Origin of the sequence: Aeromonas sp. 601039 (genome assembly GCF_049174415.1) — a bacterium.
Lineage (GTDB): Bacteria > Pseudomonadota > Gammaproteobacteria > Enterobacterales > Aeromonadaceae > Aeromonas > Aeromonas veronii_A.
In genome coordinates this window covers 76027-95327 of record NZ_JAAKTL010000017.1, presented here as the reverse complement: position 1 = coordinate 95327, position 19301 = coordinate 76027, and the positions used below count along the sequence as shown (strand labels likewise).

The window sequence follows — 19301 nt, the reverse complement described above, 5'->3', positions numbered from 1 at the left end:
AAGTCGAGAGGCTGACCATTGTCAGGGCTTGCCTGTTTCTGGGGATAAGCCGGCAGGCTTACTACAAGCGCAATCGGATCGCCGATGAGCGCCATGCACAGGGATTGCAGGTGGTGCGTTTTGTGCGTCAGGTTCGACTGCGACAACCTCGGATGGGCACTCGCAAGCTGCATTATCTGCTGCAGGGTCAGGATGATGGCGGGCTCAAGGTCGGGCGTGACAGGCTGTTTCGGATATTGGCCGAGCACCGCCTGCTGGTGCTGCCTAGGCGGGCGTATCACAAGACCACCCACAGTTTTCACCGTTTCTACCGTCATCCCAACTTGCTCAAGGCGGGGCCAGGGCAGGTCACACTGGTGGCCCCGGAGCAGGTCTGGGTCGCTGATATCACCTATCTGCCAGCCAGGAGCGGGCCGCTGTACCTGAGCCTGGTGACGGATGCCTACTCACGCAAGATAGTGGGCCATCACGTGCACGAAGGGATGCACGCGGAGTCGGTGGCGATGGCGTTCAAGAAAGCACTGAAGCAACGACGTGGCGGCGGTGAACTTATCCATCACTCGGACCGCGGCGTGCAGTATTGCTCGGGGCTGTATCAGTCATTACATGAACGGTACGGGGTGAAATGCTCGATGACGGATGGGTATGACTGTTACCAGAATGCGTTGGCGGAGCGGGTGAACGGGATTTTGAAAGGAGAGTTATTGTTGCAAAGCCCGCAGGATTTGACGCAAGCGCGAAAAATGGTGCGTGAAGCTGTGAATATTTACAACGAGGAGCGGCCGCATCATGCGTTGAAATACAGAACCCCCGATGCGGTACATTGGGGGTTCTGAGTAGATAAATGCTAGTTGAAAATGTGTAAACCTATTTCAGGACTAGACATGATTGCTTGGTCGATGCAGGCTCAGCGCGGCGCTTCGTAGAGCTCCAGCGGCAGACCGTCCGGGTCGGCGAAGAAGGTAAAGCGCTTGCCGGTCAGTTCATCCACCCGCACTGGCTCAACATCGACTCGATGGGCATGCAGATGGGCGATGACGCGGTCAAGGTCGCTGACCCGAAAGGCGAGATGGCGCAGGCCGCACGCCTCGGGGCGGGAGGGACGCTCGGGAGGCGAGGGGAAGCTGAACAGCTCCAGCTGGCTGCCGTCCGGCAGGGCCAGATCCAGTTTCCACGACTGGCGCTCTTCGCGCAGGGTCTCGGCGATGATGGGCAGCCCCAGCACCTCGTGGTAGAAGTGGCGCGAGCGTGGGTAATCGCTGGCGATAATGGCAATGTGGTGAATAGCCTCAAACAACGGCTGGCTCATGATGACTCCTTGTAAGCAGGCTGGGGAGAGGGGCCGCCCGTGCAGCTCCTCTCGCGATGTCAGTTGAAGAATCCACCGAACCACTCATCCAGGGCACTGCGTGGCGTCGTACTGCCGGCGCAGCTGGTCGGGGAGCCCATAGTCGAGGTCTTGGCCGGTACCTGCAGGCTGCCCGGGCAGTCGCTGGTGACGCGGGTGCCACTGGCGCGGGAGAAGTTGGCCCAGGTGACCCCTTCCGGCATCTTCAATCCCAGACTGTTGACGCCGCGCTGGCTCATGTAGCCGCTAAAGAGCTGCAGGGCACCGCTGGCACCGGTCAAGCCCGCCGGGGTGTTGTCGTCGCGACCGACCCAGATACTGACCAGTTCGTTGTTGTCCATCCCGGCAAACCAGGAGTCGCGCAGCTCGTTGGTGGTGCCTGTCTTGGCCGCCATGGTGGCGCCCGGGAACTTGGCACTGAGGGCGCGGGCCGTGCCCTGACTCACCGTCTTGGTCATGGCGAACAGGGTCAGCCAGCTTGCTTGCTGGTCGGTGACCCGCTTGGCGGTCTGATCATGCTGATAGAGCAGGCTGCCATCCCCGTTCACCACGGCGCGAATGGCCGACAGCGGCTGGGTCAGTCCCTGATTGGCGATGGGCAGATACATCTGGTTCACCTCCAGCGGGGAGAGGGCCACCGCCCCCAGCACCAGCGACGGATAGGGCTGGATCTCCTGCTGGACTCCCAGCTTGTGCAGGGTGTCGACTACCTTCTCCAGCCCCACCTGCAGACCCAGATTGACGGTCGGCACGTTGAGGGAGCTGGCCAACGCATCCATCAGCGGCACGCTCTGGCGGAACTTGCGATCGTAGTTCTGCGGCGTCCAGACCTGACCATCCTGACCGCGAATACGGATCGGCTGATCTTTGAGCGGGGTCGCCAGGGTCAGGCCGTTGGAGAGGCCGGTCAGGTAGACCGCCGGTTTCACCAGCGAGCCGATCTGGCGGCGGGCATCCAGCGCCCGGTTGAACCCGGCGTAGCGGGGATCCCGACCACCCACCAGCGCGACTACTTCGCCCTTGTGCCAGTCGGAGACCACCATGGCCGCCTCCAGCTTCTTCTTGCCGCGCAGCTTCTCGATATCGGCGAGGCCCGATTCGACCGCCCGCTCGGCCGCGTGCTGGGCGATGGGGTCGAGGCTGGTGAAGATCTTGAGGCCGGACTGCTTGAGCAGATCGGCACCGAACCGGCTCTGGATCTCACGCTTGAGCAGTCCCATAAAGGCCGGGGTGCGGCCATAGCTCATCTGGCCGCGGGCGATGATGCCGAGGGGCTGACGGCTGGCCAGCTCATATTCGGCCTGAGTCAGGCTGCCGTGATCCATCAGCAGCTTCAGCACCAGATCACGGCGGGTTTTGGCCCGCTCCGGGAAGCGCCATGGGTCGTAATAGGAGGGGCCCTTCACCAGACCGACCAGCAGGGCGACCTGATCGATATCCAGCTCGTTGACCGGAATGCCGAAGTAGAAGTAGGAGGCGAGGCCAAAACCGTAGACCCCTTGCGAGAAGTTTTGTCCCAGATAGACCTCGTTGAGGTAGGACTCGAGGATCTCGTCCTTGCTGTAGCGATAGTCGATCAGCACAGCCATATAGGCTTCCTGCAGTTTTCGCCACAGGCTGCGCTCACGGGTCAGGAAGAAGTTTTTGGCCAGCTGCTGGGTGAGGGTACTGCCCCCCTGCACGGTGCGACCCGCGATCAGGTTGGCAAACATGGCGCGCATGATGGCCACCGGCGAGACGCCGCCATGCTGGTAGAAGTCGCGATCTTCGGTGGTGAGCAGGGTCACCAGCAGGCTGTCGGGCACCTCGGCGATGCGCACCAGCAGGCGATCTTCCCGATCCTCGGTATTGAGGCGATCGAGCAGCACCGGGTCCATCTGGGCGTAACCGAGCTGGCGCTGGTTCTCCAGCGACTGGATCCCCTCAAGGCGCGGACCGTTGAAGGTGAGGCGCAGGCCGCGGGCACCATCGGCGCCATCATAGAACTCGAACGGACGGCGAATAAGCTCGATGCGGTTGCCGTTGATGGTGTATTCACCCGGCGTGTGAGGCTGGCGCACCTGCTTGTAGCTCAGCATGTTGAGCTCGCGCAGCATCTGGTCCCGCGACAGGCGCTGACTTGGGTAGAGCTCCAGTGGACGGCTGTAGACCATCACCGGCAGCTGCCACTTCTCGCCATCGAAGCGCTCGCGCACCTTGGTATCGAGGTAGATGCCAAACACCACCATAAAGGCCGCCACCACCAGGGAGAGCTTGAAGCCAAGCCAGAACAGCTTGCGCCAGATGGTGCGTTTGGGCGCTGCCTTCTTGGGGGCACGCTTGCGTCGTTGGGTTGCCATAAATCCTCTTTGCTTTCCTTTCTACTTGTTATGTCGCATTCGCGAACGTCCGAGCGGGATTAACCCATCGAACCTAGATGCCCATCTTCTTTTTGGTGACTTTGGTCGGCATTGCCTCCAGCGGATTGTCAGGCCAGTAGTGGCGGGGATAGCGCCCCTTCATCTCTTTCTTCACCTGCTCGTAGGATCCTGCCCAGAAGGCGGCCAGATCGGCGGTGATCTGTAGCGGCCGCTGGGCGGGGGAGAGCAGCTCTACCACCAGCGGCACCCTGCCATCTGCCACGCAGGGGGTCGAACCTTGACCGAACATCTCCTGAATGCGCACCGGGATTACCGGTGCCTGCCCGGGCTGATAGCGGATCCGCACCCGGCTGCCGGTGGGCGCTGCAAAGTGGCTCGGCAGCGCCTCGTCCAGCCGCTTGGGCTGCGGCCAGGGCAGGGATTGGCGCAGGATGTCGCCGAGGTTGAGCTTTTTCAACTGCTCAAGCCGGGTCATGCCGCTCACCGCTGGCAGCAGCCACTGTTCGAGGGTGGCCAGCAGGCTGTCGTCATCCATGGCTGGCCACCCCTCATCGGGCAGCCAGTCGCGGGCACAGCGTAGACGGGCCAGCAGCCCTTCGCTGCTCTCGTCCCACGGCAGCACATGCAGCCCCTTGCGGCGAATGCCTTGCAGCAGGCAGCGCCCTTTCTGCTCGTCAGAGAGTTCGGTCAGCGGTCGCTGGCTCAGCACCAGCTCGCCGATCACCTGCTGGCGTTCGGCGCGCACCCGCTCTTCACGTTCATCCCAGTCGAACCACTGCCGTTCGCTCACCAGTTCCGGCAGCAGGCGTACCAGCTCGTCCAGATCGACCGGTTCGGCGATAAAGATGCGGCTGCCGCGATCGTTCTGCCCCATCTCAATGGCGATGAGGGCGGCTTGTCCCTGACAGGGATGACCTTCTACCAGATCGCAGCTCACCCCACCACTGAGTTGATAGCGACTGCCGCTACGCAGTTTGCCGATGCGATCCGGCCAGGCGAGGGCACAGATCAGCCCCAGCCACTGACCCTGTGCATTGGCAGGGCGCACGCCAAGCCGTTCAAACCAGCGGAGCGCCCCCTGACGCAGAGCGTTTTGACGGCGGTGGAACAGCACAGAGAGGCGCTCCGATCCTCGCAGATCTTCTTCCTGCAACGCCACCAGATAAGCGGCATCGGCGACAATCCCTGTCAGACCTTCAGCTTCCAGCTCGCGGGCGCGCAGCAGCATGCGGGCGAGCCGAGGGTGGGTACCGAAGGCCGCCATGGCGCGGCCAGCGGCAGTGAGTTGTTGCTCACCCTCCGGCTTCATGGCGCCAAGATCCACCAGCAGCCGCTGGGCGCTGGCCACCGCAGCGGCGGGGGGCATGTCCAGCAGCGGCAGATCTTCCACCTTTGCCCCCCACTGGGCGGCATCCAGCAGTAGGCCGGTCAGCTCCTGAGTGAGGATATCTGGCGGGCTCTGCTCGGCGAGCCGCTCCTGCACCTCGCTGCTCCAGAGCCGGTAGCAGACGCCGGGGCCGAGACGACCGGCGCGGCCTGCCCGCTGGGTGGCGGAGGCTTTGGCGATGGGGCGGGTCTCCAGTCGGGTGACACCGCTTTTCAGATCATAGGAAGCCCGTCGTTCCAGCCCGCTGTCGATCACCACCGAAATCCCTTCGATGGTGAGGGAGGTCTCCGCCACATTGGTGGTGAGCACCAGCTTACGGCGGCCGGCAGGCGCTGGTTCGATGGCTGCCTGCTGCGCCGCCATGTCGAGGCGGCCGTAGAGGGGGGCGAGGGTCACGTCGTCCGGCAGTTTGTCTGCCAACCATTGCGCCAACCGCTCGATCTCACCCTGTCCCGGCAGAAAGACCAGCAGGCTGCCGCGGTGGGCGGCCAGCGCTTCGAGTACCACGGCGCCGACCTGCGGATCCAGCCACTGCTGGCGATTGGCGGGGCGGTAGTGGTAATCGATAGGGAAGCCACGCCCCTCGGAGCGAACCACAGGGGCATCCGGCAGCAAGGTCTCGAGTGCCATGCCATCCAGGGTAGCGGACATCACCAGGAGCTTGAGATCATCGCGCAATCCCTGTTGGCTCTCGATGGCGAAAGCCAGCGCGGTATCGGCGTGCAGGCTGCGTTCGTGGAACTCATCGAAGATGACCAGCGAGACGCCAGTCAGCTCAGGGTCCTGCTGCAACATCCGGGTCAGCACCCCTTCGGTGACGATCTCGAGCCGGGTCGCTGAGCTGGTGCGGCTCTCGCCGCGTACCCGCAGGCCGATGCGCTCGCCCACCTTCTCCCCCAGCTGACGGGCCAGAAAAGTGGCGATATTGCGCGCAGCCAGGCGCCTTGGTTCCAGCATGATGATGCGGCCGGGCAGCCGGTTCTGACGCACCAGCTCCAGCGGCAGCAGGGTCGATTTGCCTGCGCCTGGGGGCGCCTGCAGGATCACGCTGGTGTGGCTGTCGAGGGCGGCAAAGAGTTCGGGCAATACCGAAACGATGGGGAGCTGGGACAAAGCGATGAGCACCTTTTGTAGCAACCGGTAAAACGGCGCCTATTCTGCCACAGCCACCCGCGCCACCGTGAGTGGATGTGCGCAGATGGCTACTCGTGCGGGAGGCTGGCGAGACATGGCCGAATGGCTGCCATAGAATGGGTCCATCCAATGAGCGTGAAAAAGGCATTATCACCACATGGCCAAACTCTTCTTTGCCCTGCCCGTCAAGGAGCTCGCCCCCGAGCTCATCGCCTGGCGCGATCAGCTACCCTGGCCCGGTCAGCCGGTGCCGCAAGCCAACCTTCATCTGACCCTCGCCTTTCTGGGGGAAGCGGACGAGTTGACCACCCGCCGCCTGATCGCCGCCGTGGAGCGTCAGCACTGTCCGCCGCTCTCCATCAGGCTGGATGAGACCGGCTGGTTCAGCCGGGCCAAGGCTGCCTGGATTGGCCCGAAGGAGTGGCCCAACGAGCTGACCGTGCTGGCGAAGGCGCTGCGCCGCCACGGCGAGAAGCTGCGTCTTGGCAATGGCGAACAGGGTTATCGCCCTCACGTCACCCTGTCGCGCAAGGCGGGTGAGGCGCCTGCCATCCTGCCAGCCCCAAATTTTCTGCTGCAAGCCGATGAGTTCTGCCTCTATCAATCCATCTCGACTTCGGACGGGGTGCGCTATGAGCCGCTTGCCTGCTGGCCGCTGCGTGCCCGGGTAAAAGAAGATGCGCGGAGGGCTAACCCGTGATTTTTGATCCCCCCCTGCAATCGGGCCAGCTGGTGGCCCGCTACAAGCGCTTTCTGACCGATGTGCAACTCGATAACGGCGAGGTCATCACTATCCACTGCGCCAACACCGGTGCCATGACCGGTTGTGCCGATCCGGGCACCCGGGTCTGGTACTCCACTTCCGATAACCCCAAGCGCAAGCTGCCCAACAGCTGGGAGATCGCCGAGAGCCCGGCGGGCCACTTTATCTGCGTCAACACGGCGCGCGCCAACCAGATCGCCCGGGAGTTGATCGAGCAGGAGGCCATCGCTCCGCTGGTGGGTTACAACCGGTTGCGCACCGAGGTGAAGTATGGCGAAGAGAACAGTCGCATCGATCTGTTGCTGGAAGATGACGAGAAGGGCAATTGTTACATCGAGGTAAAATCGGTCACCCTGCTCGACGAACGTGAAGATCCGGGTATGGGCTACTTCCCCGATGCGGTCACCGCCCGTGGTGCCAAGCATTTGCGCGAGTTGATGGCGATGAAAGCGGCAGGCCACAGGGCCGTGCTGCTCTTTATGGTGTTGCACTCCGGAATAAGCCGGATGCGCCCTGCAACCCATATAGATCCGCACTATAGTCTGCTAATTGAGCAGGCAATCGCGGCGGGGGTTGAAATTTTATGCTATCGGCCCCATGTTGGGGTGCAAGGCATGGTGGCTCAAGGGTTTATCCCGTTTGAATCTGGTCACCTGTTACCCGAGGGGAGTGCATAAATATTGGAGTGGGTAACATTATTGGTACGGCTTGTTTGCTTACCCGTTACCCTTCTGCTATAGATGTCGCCCTCAATTTATGGATGGCACGGGTAGCGTGCTGAATTAGGAGACAGGGCATGCCAACAGGCGAAAACAGGAAATCTCTGGGCCCCCTGGCCATTGCGGGTGTCGCGCCTTACCAGGAAAAGCCGGGTGAGGAGTACATGAATGACCAACAAAAGGCGCATTTTCGCAAGATCCTGGGTGCCTGGCGCAACCAACTGATGCAGGAAGTTGATCGTACCGTCGACCATATGAAAGACGAGGCTGCCAACTTCCCGGATCCCGTAGATCGTGCCGCGCAAGAAGAAGAGTTCGCTCTTGAACTGCGTACCCGCGACCGTGAACGCAAGCTGATCAAGAAGATCGAGAAGACCTTGCAGCTGCTTGAAGACGATGATTTCGGTTACTGCGAACACTGCGGTATCGAGATCGGTATCCGTCGTCTGGAAGCCCGTCCGACTGCCGACCTCTGTGTCGATTGCAAGACGCTGGCCGAGATCAAGGAAAAACAGATGGCCGGTTGATCCCGACCCTCTGGTATATGAAAAAGGGAGCTCGCGGGCTCCCTTTTTTATTGAGCTTTTGGCGGTCGCGCCCCAGAATGCAGCCTCAATGAATCGCTTACCCGAACAGTCATGCTAGTGAATTCCCCGTCCTCACCCCTTGCGCGCCCCTATGTCGGCCGCTTTGCCCCCTCACCCTCAGGCCCGCTTCATTTCGGTTCGCTGATCGCCGCCCTCGGCAGCTTTTTGCAGGCCAGAGCGCAGCAGGGACGCTGGTTGGTACGCATCGAAGATATCGATCCGCCGCGGGAAATGGCAGGGGCAGCGCACCTGATCCTCAAGACTCTTGAGGCATATGGCCTCGAGTGGGATGGGGAGGTGATGTTCCAGAGCGCGCGCCACGGCCGTTATGACGAGATCATCGACCAGCTCTATCGGGCGGGGGACCTCTACTGGTGCCGTTGCACCCGGCGAGAAATCATGGCCGCGGGCGGTTTCTACAGCGGCCACTGCCGCACCCTCGGGCTTGCGGCCGAAGGTTGCGCCGCCCGGCTGCGCCAGCACCATCCTGTCTACCACTTCGACGATCGCTTGCAGGGCCATATCGCGGTACCGGCGGCGCTCGCCGAGGAGGATTTCATTATCCGTCGCCGCGACGGGCTCTACGCCTACAACCTGGCGGTGGTGGTGGATGATATGGACAGCGGCATCACCGAGATAGTGCGCGGTGCCGATCTACTGGAGCCCACGGTGCGCCAGATTGCCCTCTACCAGACCCTGGGGGCAGCGGTGCCGGACTGGGTGCATCTGCCGCTGGCGGTGCTGGCAGATGGCAACAAGCTCTCCAAGCAGAACCATGCGCCGGCACTGGCGCTTGATGAGGTGCGACCGGCCCTGTGGCAGGCGCTGCACTTCCTCGGCCAGTGCCCGCCGCCCGAGCTGATGACGAGCCGGATCGACGAGATCATCGAGTGGGGCATCGCCCACTGGCAGCTGGCCCGGGTGCCCGCCAGCGAGAAGATTCCGTTGGTTGCCGGCTAAATCTGGCAGCCAAAGCCAAAAGCAAGGTGAGAAGGTGAAGCGCTGCGCGAGTCGGCTTGAGCGGATCGGGCGCAGGCTTTCGAGAGCAGGCAAGAGAGAACAGCGGACGCTGCGCCGCGGATCCGGTTAGGTATAAGGTGGAATTGGGTCATTTCCCGAAAAACCATAAATTAAATTTATAGTGACGGGGTTGGTGCCATAGCCGCCTTGTTGCCGTGCCGACAGGCGCTAAAAGGGCAATGGCCGGTTTGATGGCAGTGAATGACCGCTATTTTTTTCCGGCAACGCCGATTCAAACGGGATCAATTACCGTCACGGTTTTTCATTTGGTTAGGCGTGAGCTATGATAGGCCGCTATTTTTTGGCCTCCCGTCAATTTAGAAGTCATGAAGAGGTGTACCATTTTTTCCCAGATCGCAAACTTTTGCCGCAAGGTGCTCGGCAAGGAAGACGGCGAGCAGTCGGTGGAATTCCCCATTCCAGCCCGTGTCGCCGGTCAACGTCGTACCTTAAGCCGTGATCAGCACCCTATTTCGCGCAAAGAGATCAGCGAGAATGCACTCAAGGTGCTCTATCGCCTGAACAAAGGGGGCTATGAGGCCTACCTGGTCGGCGGCGGAGTCCGGGATCTGCTGCTCGGGAAGACGCCCAAGGATTTCGACATCGCAACCGATGCGACGCCGGAGCAGATCAAGGCGCTGTTCAGCAACTGCCGCCTGATTGGCCGTCGTTTCCGCCTGGCCCACATTGTCTTTGGTCGTGACGTGATCGAAGTGGCCACCTTCCGGGGTCACCACCATCAGGTCAATACCAGCAAACATGTGTCGGCCCAGTCTGATGAAGGCATGCTGCTGCGCGACAACGTCTACGGCACCATCGAAGAGGATGCCGAGCGCCGCGACTTTACCGTCAACGCCCTCTACTACAGCGCCAAAGATTTCACCCTGCACGATTTCGAGGGCGGGCTGGAAGATTTGGCCGAGCGCAAGCTTGAGCTGATCGGCGATCCCGAGACCCGTTATCGTGAAGATCCGGTGCGCATGCTGCGCGCCGTGCGCTTTGCCGCCAAGCTGGATATGACCATCAGCCCGCGAACCGCCGCCCCCATCAAGGAGCTGGCGCCACTGCTGCAAGACATCCCGGCTGCCCGCCTGTTTGAGGAGACCCTCAAGCTGTTCCTGGCTGGCGACGGTCTGGCGACCTACAAGCTGCTGCGCGAGTATGGTCTGTTCCAGCAGCTCTTCCCGCAAGTAGCTGCGCTGTTTACCCCGCACGGCAACTCGCCCTACGAGCAGTTTATCGAGCAGGCGCTGATCGATACCGATACCCGGGTTCGTGAAGATAAGCGCGTCACCCCCGCCTTCCTCTACGCCACCCTGCTGTGGGGCTGCGTCGAGGCCCGTGGTCGGGTGCTGGAGAACGAGAGCGGTCTGCCCTGGTATGACGCCTTCATGCTGGCGATCAACGAGGTGCTGGACAATCAGGTGCGGATCATCGCCGTTCCCCGCCGTTTCACCACCGATGTCCGCGACATCTGGGCACTACAACAGCGTCTGACCCGTCGTCAGGGCAAGCACCCCGAGCGCGCCATGGAGCATCCCAAGTTCCGCGCGGCGTTCGACTTCCTGTTGCTGCGCAACCGGGTCGAGCGCGGTCTCGGCGAGCTGGCCAGCTGGTGGGAGCGCTATGTTGCCTCCAATCCGGATGTGCGCCCGCAACTGCAGCGTGAAGCGACCCGTCGCCCGGCCAGCGGTGAGCGCGGTCGGGCCGGCGAAGCCCGTAGCCAAGATGGCGAGAAGCGCAGCAGCAACAGCCGCAACCGCCGCCGCCCGCGCCGTCGTAAACCGAAAACGGCCGAGTGACCACAGACGTGATGACCGAGGTCTTCATCGCCATTGGTTCCAACCTGTCTGATCCGCTGGGTCAGGCTCGTCGCGCCGTTGCCGCCCTGGCAAGGTTGCCGGAATCTGTGCTGGTGCAGGCCTCGTCGTTTTACAGCAGCCGCCCCATGGGGCCTGCTGACCAACCGGACTACGTTAATGCCGTGGCCCGGCTCAACACCCGGCTCGCACCCCTTGCGCTGCTGGATCAATTACAAAAAATCGAGCTGGAACAGGGACGTGTGCGCAAAGATGAGCGGTGGGGACCCAGAACCCTGGATCTCGATCTGCTGCTCTATGGGGATCAGGTGATCAACCATGAGCGCCTGATCGTACCCCACTACGGCATGAAGGAGCGGGAGTTCGTGCTGCTGCCTCTTGCCGAAATTGCGCCTGCTCTGGTGCTGCCCTGCGGCACCCCGCTCGCCCGACTGGTTGCCCGCTGCCCGCACAATGATTTGGCCATCATTGCCCCGCGTGCAGACGTACAGGAGCCTCTATGAGCAAGATCACCACCGCCAGCCTGCTGAAGATGAAGCAGGAAGGTCAAAAGTTCACCGCCATCACCGCCTATGATGCCACCTTTGCCAAGCTGTTCGACGACGAGGGGGCCCACGTGCTGCTTATCGGCGATTCGCTGGGCATGGTGCTGCAAGGGGGTCAGGATACCCTGGCGGTCAACATGGATGAGATGGTCTATCACACCCGCTGTGTGGCGCGCGGTGCCAGCAAGGCACTGGTGGTCGCCGACATGCCGTTCATGAGCTACGCCACCCCCGAGCAGACTTACCAGAACGCTGCCCGCCTGATGGCGGCCGGTGCCCGCATGGTCAAGATGGAAGGGGGCGACTGGCTCTGTGACTCTATCCGTCACCTTACCCGCAACGGGGTGCCTGTGTGTGGTCACCTCGGTCTCACCCCGCAATCCGTTCATGTCTTTGGCGGCTTCAAGGTGCAGGGGCGTGACGAGTTTCAGGCGCAGGAGATCTACCGCCAGGCCCTCGAACTGCAAGCGGCCGGTATCCAGCTGCTGGTGCTCGAGTGTGTGCCCACTGCGCTGGCCGAGCGCATCACCAAGGCGCTTCGCATCCCGGTGATCGGCATTGGTGCCGGCCCCGCGACCGATGGTCAGATTTTGGTGATGCACGATGCCTTTGGCGTCACCTCCGGCTATGTACCCAAGTTCACCAAGAACTTCCTGGCCGAGACCGGCGATGTGCGTGCCGCCATCCGCCTCTATGTGCAGCAGGTGAGCGAGGGGAGCTTCCCCGGCCCGGAGCACTGCTTCAACTGATCCTGGCGGTTGCATGATGGGGGCTGCGGCCCCCGTCTCTGCTTATCAGCCTCGCACAGTTAATCCGTATAGCTAATCCGTATCTTATTGATTCATCTAAAGATGAACTGCTGATAGCCATGCTCGTGCCCCATCCCGCCCGAGCGCTATCGGTAGATGCAACCCGTCTCTCTTTTTGATTTATCGGAAGGTGAACTGCTGATGTTGGTCGTAAATAATCCCGTCGTTCTGCGTGAGCAGATCAGCCAATGGCGCCGTGAAGGGCGTGCCATCGCATTCGTGCCCACCATGGGCAACCTGCATCAGGGCCACCTGACGCTGGTGAAAGAGGCGCACAGCCACGCCGAGAAAGTGGTGGTCAGCATCTTCGTCAACCCGATGCAGTTCGACAAGGCCGAGGATCTTGCCAACTACCCGCGCACCCTGGAGCAGGATTGCGCTGCGCTGGAAGCGGCTGGCGTCGACATGGTATTCACCCCGACCCCGGAGATCATGTATCCGCAGGGGCTGGCCAGCCAGACCTTCGTCGAGGTGCCGGGTCTCTCCAATCTGCTGGAGGGAGCGCTGCGCCCGGGTCACTTCCGTGGTGTCAGTACCGTCGTCACCAAGCTGTTCAATCTGGTACAGCCGGATGTGGCCTGCTTTGGCCAGAAGGATTACCAGCAGCTGGCGCTTATTCGCAAGATGGTGGCCGATATGGCGATGCCCATCGAGATCGTCGGCGTGCCCACCGTGCGGGCCGAAGACGGGCTGGCACTCTCTTCCCGCAACGGCTACCTGACTGCTGCCGAGCGGGCCATCGCCCCCGAGCTGGCGCGCACCATGAACTGGATCGCCGAGCAGATTGAAGCGGGTGACCACCACCTGCCCTCCTTGGTGGCGCAGGCCAGCCAGCGTCTCGACAACGCCGGTTTTCGTACCGATGCCATCGACATCGTCGATGCCGCCACCCTCGAATCCGCCACTGACGAGAGCGCGCAGCTGGTGATCCTGATGGCTGCCTATCTGGGCAAGGCCCGTCTTATCGACAACCGGGTGGTCACGCTGCAGCAAGCCTGAGCCCGCCACAACCAGGAGGACCCCATGTCCAAGAAGGTTTACTGCATTGCCCAATTCCTGCCCAAACCCGGTCAGGAGCAGGCCCTGTTTCAGGTGCTGCAGGCGCTCGAGCCCAACACCCTGCGTGAAGATGGTTGCCTGCAATATCGGGTGACCCGCCACATCGCGAGCCCCTTTGCCGAGGGGGAGAGTTTCCCCATCGTGTTCAACGAGATTTGGCAAGATATGGCCTCTTTCGAGGCGCACTGCCAGCGCGCGGAGATCAAGGCTTTCTTCGAGCGTTACTGTCTGGCGGAAGATGGTTTGGCCGCGAAGTGGAATGTCTGCGTCTATAGCGACGAACCCGAACAGTACGACGCCCCCGTAAAGAAGTAATACCCCCGATTGCCAGCGGGCGCCCTCTTGGGCGTCCGCTGCTTTTTCACGCCTGCACTCTCCTGCATTCCGGCGTTTTGTTCTGCGGCCCAGCCCGCATTTCCCTTCGTTTCTATCCACTTTCGGCCTGATGGCCGCTACAGGTATTCATGATGTTTGTCCTGATTGCATCGCTTGTTTTCTGTCTGTTCTGTTTTGCTCTTACCCGGTTGCCTACCGGTTTGCCGCTCTCGCGCAAGGTGCTTGCGGGTCTGCTGCTTGGCGCCCTGTTCGGGCTGGTTCTGCAACTGGGCTGGGGTGCCGATGATGCCGGCGTTCAGCAGACCCTGGAGTGGGTCAATATCATCGGCGGCGGCTATGTCAGCCTGCTCAAGGTGGTGATGATGCCGCTGGTGTTCACCTCCATCCTCTCCGCCATCAACAAGCTGGAGCAGGCCCAGTCTCTCGGCAAGATCAGCGCCGTGCTGATCGGCTCCATGCTGACTCTGGTGATGATCGCCGGTGTGGTGGGGATGACGGTGACCCACCTGAGCGGTCTCACCGCAGCCGGGTTGTTGAGCCACGGCAGCGACAGCGCAGCGCTGCAACAGAGCATGAGCACCATCGACAGTGCCCAGACCCTGCCGGCTCTGCTGCTCTCGCTGGTGCCCACCAACTTTGCCGCCGATATGGCGGGTAGCCGCGGCCTCTCGGTGATCGGGGTGGTGATCTTCACCGTGCTGGCGGGGGTTGCCCTGCTCCAGTTGAAGGCGGAGCATCCAGAGACTGGTGCTCGCGCCGCCGTCGCCATCGACACCCTGCAACTGTGGGTGATGAAGATGGTGCGGGTGGTGATTGCGCTCACCCCCTATGGCGTGATGGCGCTGATCGCCCGGGTGGTGGCCCACTATCCCCTGAGCGAGATCCTCAGCCTGCTCGGCTTTATTCTGGTCTGCTATGTCGCCATTCTGGCGATGTTTGCGGTGCACATGGTGATCCTGCTGCTGATCGGTCAGAACCCGCTCCACTATCTGCGGGAAGTGTGGGGCGTGCTCACCTTCGCCTTTATCTCCCGCAGCAGCGCCGCCTCCATCCCGCTCAGCATCGAGACCCAGCAACGTCTTGGCGTGCCCTCCAGCATCGCCAACTTTGCCGCCTCGTTCGGTGCCAACCTCGGCCAGAACGGCTGCGCCGGCATCTATCCGGCCATGATGGTGGCAATGATTGCTCCCATGCTCGGTATCAACCCGTTTGATCCCCTGTTCCTGCTGACTCTGCTGCCGGTGATTGCGCTGGGCTCCATCGGGGTGGCCGGCGTCGGCGGTGGCGGCACTTTCGCTGCGCTTATCGTGCTCTCCACCCTCAACTTCCCCATCGCACTGGTGGGGGTGATGATCGCCATCGAGCCGCTGGTGGATATGGGCCGCACCGCCCTCAACGTCAACGGCTCCATCATGGCGGCGATGATCACCAAGCGGTTGCTGGGCAAGCAACAGCTGGCCCAAGCGGAGCAGCCGCAGGAGCAGGCCGCCAGCTAACCCTGAGTGCCACGTAATATGAAAGAAGCCCGCAGTTGTGGGCTTCTTTCATATCGGCTGTGTTGCCTTGTGGGCAGAGGCGGTTACTCGGCAGAGACGGGGTAACCGGCTCCTTTCCAGGCGAAGATGCCGCCCGGCACCCGATAGACCTGCTGATAGCCCTGATTGACCGCCCAGGCGGCGGCATTGTGGCTGCGGCCGCACTTGACGAAGCCGCAGTAGATCACCACAGGGCGGGACTTGTCTTCACCCAGCAGCGCCTGGAACTGCTCCGCCGTGCCGCTCCCCTCGACTATTTCGCTCCAGTTGTCGCCGGACTTGGCCTCCTTCACGAAGACAAAGTTCTTGGCGCCCGGGATGTGCTCCTTCTTGTAGGAGTCCTCATAGGGCATGGTGTCGATGATCACCAGCTCCTCGCCCTTGTCCATCCGGGTCTTCAGCTCGGCCACTGTCAGCAGCTGATAGCCCCCCTGCTGCGCCTCCTGTGCCAGCTGCACCGCCGACTGCTCCAGCTTCACCTCCTGCTCGAACTGGTTGTCGCCACAGCCCGTGAGGGCGAAGCTGGCGGCGATCAGCGAGGCCAGCAGAGTGCGGGATCGCAATGTCATCATGTCACTACTCCTTTCGAACGAAAAAAACGGGGCGGGAAGTTCGCAGCAGGGCGCCCGCAAGCGTCAGTAGCAGCAGATCCCGCACAATGGCCTCCGGCAACGAGCCGAGATCAGCCCTGCCCAGACAGCCGCAAGAGATGTCGAGCCCGATGGCAACGCCATAGCCCAACACCGGAATAAACAGGGTGAGCAGCCCGATCACCAGCCAGAGTCCCCAGCGCCGGTTGGCGATGACCGCAAGCCCTGCGCAGAGCTCAAGGGCAATCAGCCCCCAGGCGGCAAACGGGATCAGCGGTGGCCAGAGCAGGCCAAAGGCGCCGATCTGCTCGATGAACAGGGCGGGGGAGGCCAGCTTGAACCCGGCAGAGGCGAGGAAGAATCCCCCCAGCGCCAGATTGGCCAGCATGCGCAACAACGCAGGCATTTCCTACCTCTTTATAGAGAGGGGTAAATTCTAACAATTCCCGATTGAGCCGCAATGACTAAACCCATGCCAAACAAGATAAATCTCGATTTTGCGAGACAGTGACCAGAATGGGGGCGCTAGACCCTGATGGTGGCGGTTGTGGAGGCGGGTTGTTGTGGCTGTGTCGATTGCTCCCTGTCGTGCTGGTGGGTCAGCAGTTCGGCAGCCAGCTCGATGGCCCGCTCGAGCAGTAGCAGCAGGCTGTCGACCGTCAGATGATCGAGCCACTCGCGGGCCCAGATCAGGGTCTCTCCCTGCTCGGTCTGATTCAGCAGAAACACTGGCTCGTCGCCAAGGTGGTTGAGCAGGGGCGTGTTGGGCATGGCGTGGCCCGGTAGCAGCAGATAGATCACCAGATGGCCATCATCCTCTGCCAGCGTAAGCACCAGTTCGTCGTTGATGGCCAGGGTGGTGGCTGTCTGTCCGGCCACCGGGAGCGGAAGTCCAAGTTGTGCGTACAGGGCGGTAATGAGAGCGTGATACATGGCCAAACCTCTGGCAGGGGAAGAGTGACACCCTATGCGGCTGATCGGTGGCTGCTTATCACTTATCGTCATTTTTTTAGCGTTTTTGGTCGGCGGGGCGGGTTATTGTGCCGAAATTGTGATCTGACATACATCTTTTACGGGTCAGTCCGAATCCTAAAAAAGCGGGACCATCGCTGACAGGGTGACAAGGGGGGGCGGCGTACGCTGAGGATCCTCTCTCTCATCAACGCAGGTTTCTTGTCATGAAAATTGCCTCCCCGGATATCGATGTAAGCCGTCATCAGCAGACAACTCCTGATGCTACACCTCCTGCTACTGCTCGCCTTGGCAACGCCAGACTACGGCTGCTGGATGCCGGTAACCGGGAGTTCGATAGGGGGATCCGCCGTGGTATTGGCCATCGGCAGAGCCCGGAACTCAAGGAGGTCAAGCAGGCAGTGCGGCACTATCAGGCCTAGCCAACGCCTTCACTGGCCGGACTGGCGAAGATTGAACAGGCGCTGCAGTTCTGGATCGACTCGGGCAAGAACCGCTCTCGTCAGCAGGATCCCGTGTTGCAAAAACTGGTCGATGACATCGCTGTCCGCCGTCAGGCGTTGGCGCAGGGTGGCAAGCCTCCCTCATTTCAGCTGGCGTGGGTCTGCAACGAGCAGGGGAGAGTCAATCAGCCTATCGAGAGTAACCAGCAGATCCGCCAGTGGTGCAGCGAGTTGGCTCGCCTGCAACAGGAGGGGGCCAACGACTTGTTCAAGCGGGAGCTGCAAGGGGGGCTAGACCTGATGTTCGGGGTGAGTGAGGGGATGATGGCGCGACGGTTGGAGCGGGCGCCTACCCGTGAAGAGGTCGCAGCAAGCCACGAGTGGCAGCTGTTTTGCGGGACCTTGCGTCAGGCTCTGCCTGCACTGGGTGAGCTCAAGCCGCAAGCCACTGCCGAGGAGAATGGTCGCGATATCCTGCTGACCCACAGTCAGCTACTGGAGCTGGGCCACCTCAAGGAGGTTCTGGATCTCAGCATTCAGCAGCAGGTGAGCAAGCAGGGGGAGATAGGCCTGCTCAGGACCGAGCTGCTGACCGCGCTGGTGGATGGACTGGATGAGCCCTGGCTTGAGCGCGAGGCGCAGGAGAAGGCGCTCTGGCAGGGAGAGGCCGCATCAGGAAAGCACTATCAGAGTGGTGTGCGGGCCGAGCTCAAGAGCCCTCTCTCTGCGGCCAGCAAGGAGCTGAAGCCGGGTGAGCCTGTGAGCCAGAAGGCCTTTGGCGGGCTTGGGCTGGTCAGTGCCAGTGCGCTGGTGGAGGCTTTCGCCAAGATCGAGATTGGCAAGTGGGAGGGGCGTCGCGACACATCGGTAGGAGAGTTTGCCGGCAAGGTGGCTCTGACTCAGGAGAACAAGGCGAGTGCCAAGGCCGAGCTGGTGATTGGCAAGGCGGAGGGCTCATTGGTGTTCAATCCCGTGAACAAGATCGTCAATGATACCGACGGATCGCGTTACACACCGGGGCCCCATGACCTTAGTCTGCTGCGCATCGGTGCCAGTGCCGAGCTGGTGAGCAGGCTGGGGCTGTCGGTTGAGGGGAGCTGGACTATCGGCAATCTGCTTAACGCCAAGCTGGCAGGCTCGGCCGAGGTGGTCGCCAATGCCAAGCTGGAGGCCGGTGCTGCGGCTATCATGACCCCCAATGGGCCAGTGGTCAGCGTGACGGCCAACGCCTCGGCCTTTGCTGTTATGAAAGCTGAGGGGAGTGCCCAGCTCAGTCTGCTCAAGAGCCAGTATGCGGATGCCTATACCCTTTCGGCCAAGGTACGCGCCTCCGCCAATCTGGGGGTCGGTGCATCGGCCGGTGCCACTGCGGCTTTCGGGCCACAGGGAGCAAAGTTTCATACTACCCTTGGCGTGACACTGGGGGTGGGGTCCGATGTCGGTTGGGAGGGCGGAGTCAATGCCATGGCTACCAAGGCTTATGCACTGGAGCTGGCCGCTCGTGCGGTAAGCAACTTTGATCAGCGCAAAGGGGAACTGCTAGATGGACTGGCGATGGCGGCAGGGAATGAAAACCGTCTCTTCGAACTGGCCCAGCGGGTCGATAACCGGATTGTCACTCTCGCCACCCAGTTGGAGGAACTGCAGCTGGCGGCCAGCTAGAACCGGATCCGGATGCAGGAGAGCCTGATCGATCCCGATCTCGCGGCTGGTCGCACCGCCATGGCGCAGGCTATCGACGATGCTTTCGGTCAGGAGCAGGTCGATGAGCAGGGGTGCGTCACGGTTCCCGAGCGGGCCGCCGAGCGCAGCGAAAAGCTTGAGCTCACCGCCCGGCTGCTAAAGGAGCACGCCATCCGGGTCTAAGTCATCCC

The 19301-nt window shown here is 61.7% G+C and carries 20 protein-coding genes; 14 read left to right on the top strand and 6 right to left on the bottom strand.

The genetic code is table 11. The features are described 5' to 3' along the window. The coding region (locus tag G5195_RS14790) for an IS3 family transposase (RefSeq protein WP_421222833.1) at positions 1-836 on the top strand (836 nt) is incomplete at its 5' end. A 71-nt stretch (positions 837-907) separates the two neighbouring features. Here the strand turns inward: G5195_RS14790 and G5195_RS14785 are convergent. From G5195_RS14785 to hrpB, 3 genes are all read right to left on the bottom strand, one after another. Beyond that, the gene (locus G5195_RS14785) at positions 908-1309 is read right to left on the bottom strand and encodes a VOC family protein (RefSeq protein WP_421222835.1); all 402 of its coding nucleotides are present in this window, start codon (positions 1307-1309) and stop codon (positions 908-910) included. Positions 1310-1368: 59 nt separating this feature from the next. Next, a complete protein-coding gene (gene mrcB / locus G5195_RS14780; RefSeq protein WP_421222837.1) occupies positions 1369-3687 on the bottom strand; it encodes a penicillin-binding protein 1B in 2319 nt (772 codons plus the stop codon). A gap of 73 nt (positions 3688-3760) precedes the next feature. After that, positions 3761-6208: an ATP-dependent helicase HrpB gene (hrpB, locus tag G5195_RS14775; RefSeq protein ID WP_421222839.1), complete on the bottom strand. Its 2448-nt coding sequence runs from the start codon at positions 6206-6208 to the stop codon at positions 3761-3763. 178 nt (positions 6209-6386) lie between these two features. Between hrpB and thpR the strand changes: the two genes are divergently transcribed. From thpR to G5195_RS14725, 10 genes are all read left to right on the top strand, one after another. After that, positions 6387-6929 carry an RNA 2',3'-cyclic phosphodiesterase gene (gene thpR, locus G5195_RS14770; RefSeq protein WP_108612596.1) on the top strand — a complete coding sequence of 181 codons (543 nt, stop codon included), beginning with the start codon at positions 6387-6389 and terminating at the stop codon, positions 6927-6929. Further along, positions 6926-7669 carry a DNA/RNA nuclease SfsA gene (sfsA, locus tag G5195_RS14765; protein ID WP_421222843.1) on the top strand — a complete coding sequence of 248 codons (744 nt, stop codon included), beginning with the start codon at positions 6926-6928 and terminating at the stop codon, positions 7667-7669. The genes thpR and sfsA overlap by 4 nt, the downstream gene beginning before the upstream one ends. 119 nt (positions 7670-7788) lie before the next feature. Continuing rightward, positions 7789-8238 carry an RNA polymerase-binding protein DksA gene (gene dksA, locus G5195_RS14760; RefSeq protein WP_005335644.1) on the top strand — a complete coding sequence of 150 codons (450 nt, stop codon included), beginning with the start codon at positions 7789-7791 and terminating at the stop codon, positions 8236-8238. 111 nt (positions 8239-8349) lie between these two features. Then, complete coding sequence (gluQRS, locus tag G5195_RS14755; RefSeq protein WP_421222844.1) at positions 8350-9258, top strand: tRNA glutamyl-Q(34) synthetase GluQRS; 909 nt, start codon at positions 8350-8352, stop codon at positions 9256-9258. Between the two features lie 386 nt (positions 9259-9644). Next, positions 9645-11120 carry a polynucleotide adenylyltransferase PcnB gene (gene pcnB / locus G5195_RS14750; protein ID WP_421222846.1) on the top strand — a complete coding sequence of 492 codons (1476 nt, stop codon included), beginning with the start codon at positions 9645-9647 and terminating at the stop codon, positions 11118-11120. Between the two features lie 11 nt (positions 11121-11131). Beyond that, on the top strand, positions 11132-11641 hold the full coding sequence (gene folK, locus G5195_RS14745) for a 2-amino-4-hydroxy-6-hydroxymethyldihydropteridine diphosphokinase (protein ID WP_216954449.1): 510 nt from the start codon (positions 11132-11134) through the stop codon (positions 11639-11641). Beyond that, positions 11638-12432, top strand: a complete 795-nt coding sequence (gene panB / locus G5195_RS14740) for a 3-methyl-2-oxobutanoate hydroxymethyltransferase (RefSeq protein ID WP_005335640.1) — start codon at positions 11638-11640, stop codon at positions 12430-12432. Before folK ends, panB begins: the two co-directional genes overlap by 4 nt. A gap of 201 nt (positions 12433-12633) precedes the next feature. Beyond that, positions 12634-13491: a pantoate--beta-alanine ligase gene (gene panC, locus G5195_RS14735; RefSeq protein WP_149152218.1), complete on the top strand. Its 858-nt coding sequence runs from the start codon at positions 12634-12636 to the stop codon at positions 13489-13491. A 24-nt stretch (positions 13492-13515) separates the two neighbouring features. Next, positions 13516-13866 (top strand): putative quinol monooxygenase, encoded by a 351-nt coding sequence (locus tag G5195_RS14730; protein WP_005335638.1) that lies wholly within the window; start codon positions 13516-13518, stop codon positions 13864-13866. Between the two features lie 152 nt (positions 13867-14018). Beyond that, positions 14019-15383 carry a cation:dicarboxylate symporter family transporter gene (locus G5195_RS14725; protein WP_421236270.1) on the top strand — a complete coding sequence of 455 codons (1365 nt, stop codon included), beginning with the start codon at positions 14019-14021 and terminating at the stop codon, positions 15381-15383. An 83-nt stretch (positions 15384-15466) separates the two neighbouring features. Here the strand turns inward: G5195_RS14725 and G5195_RS14720 are convergent, their stop codons facing one another. The 3 genes from G5195_RS14720 to G5195_RS14710 all read right to left on the bottom strand — a co-directional run bounded on the left by G5195_RS14720 (position 15467) and on the right by G5195_RS14710 (position 16945). Next, positions 15467-15994, bottom strand: a complete 528-nt coding sequence (locus tag G5195_RS14720) for a rhodanese-like domain-containing protein (RefSeq protein WP_149152219.1) — start codon at positions 15992-15994, stop codon at positions 15467-15469. 4 nt (positions 15995-15998) lie between these two features. Continuing rightward, on the bottom strand, positions 15999-16418 hold the full coding sequence (locus tag G5195_RS14715) for a MauE/DoxX family redox-associated membrane protein (RefSeq protein WP_421222849.1): 420 nt from the start codon (positions 16416-16418) through the stop codon (positions 15999-16001). Between the two features lie 119 nt (positions 16419-16537). Next, entirely contained in the window at positions 16538-16945 is a 408-nt protein-coding gene (locus G5195_RS14710; RefSeq protein WP_421222850.1) for a hypothetical protein, read from the bottom strand. A gap of 245 nt (positions 16946-17190) precedes the next feature. Between G5195_RS14710 and G5195_RS14705 the strand changes: the two genes are divergently transcribed. The 3 genes from G5195_RS14705 to G5195_RS14695 all read left to right on the top strand — a co-directional run bounded on the left by G5195_RS14705 (position 17191) and on the right by G5195_RS14695 (position 19293). Then, the gene (locus tag G5195_RS14705; RefSeq protein WP_421222852.1) at positions 17191-17406 is read left to right on the top strand and encodes a hypothetical protein; all 216 of its coding nucleotides are present in this window, start codon (positions 17191-17193) and stop codon (positions 17404-17406) included. A gap of 96 nt (positions 17407-17502) precedes the next feature. Continuing rightward, positions 17503-19089, top strand: coding sequence for a hypothetical protein (locus G5195_RS14700; protein ID WP_421222854.1), 1587 nt, complete (start codon positions 17503-17505; stop codon positions 19087-19089). A 12-nt stretch (positions 19090-19101) separates the two neighbouring features. Next, positions 19102-19293 (top strand): hypothetical protein, encoded by a 192-nt coding sequence (locus tag G5195_RS14695; RefSeq protein ID WP_421222855.1) that lies wholly within the window; start codon positions 19102-19104, stop codon positions 19291-19293. Positions 19294-19301 lie beyond the last annotated feature (8 nt).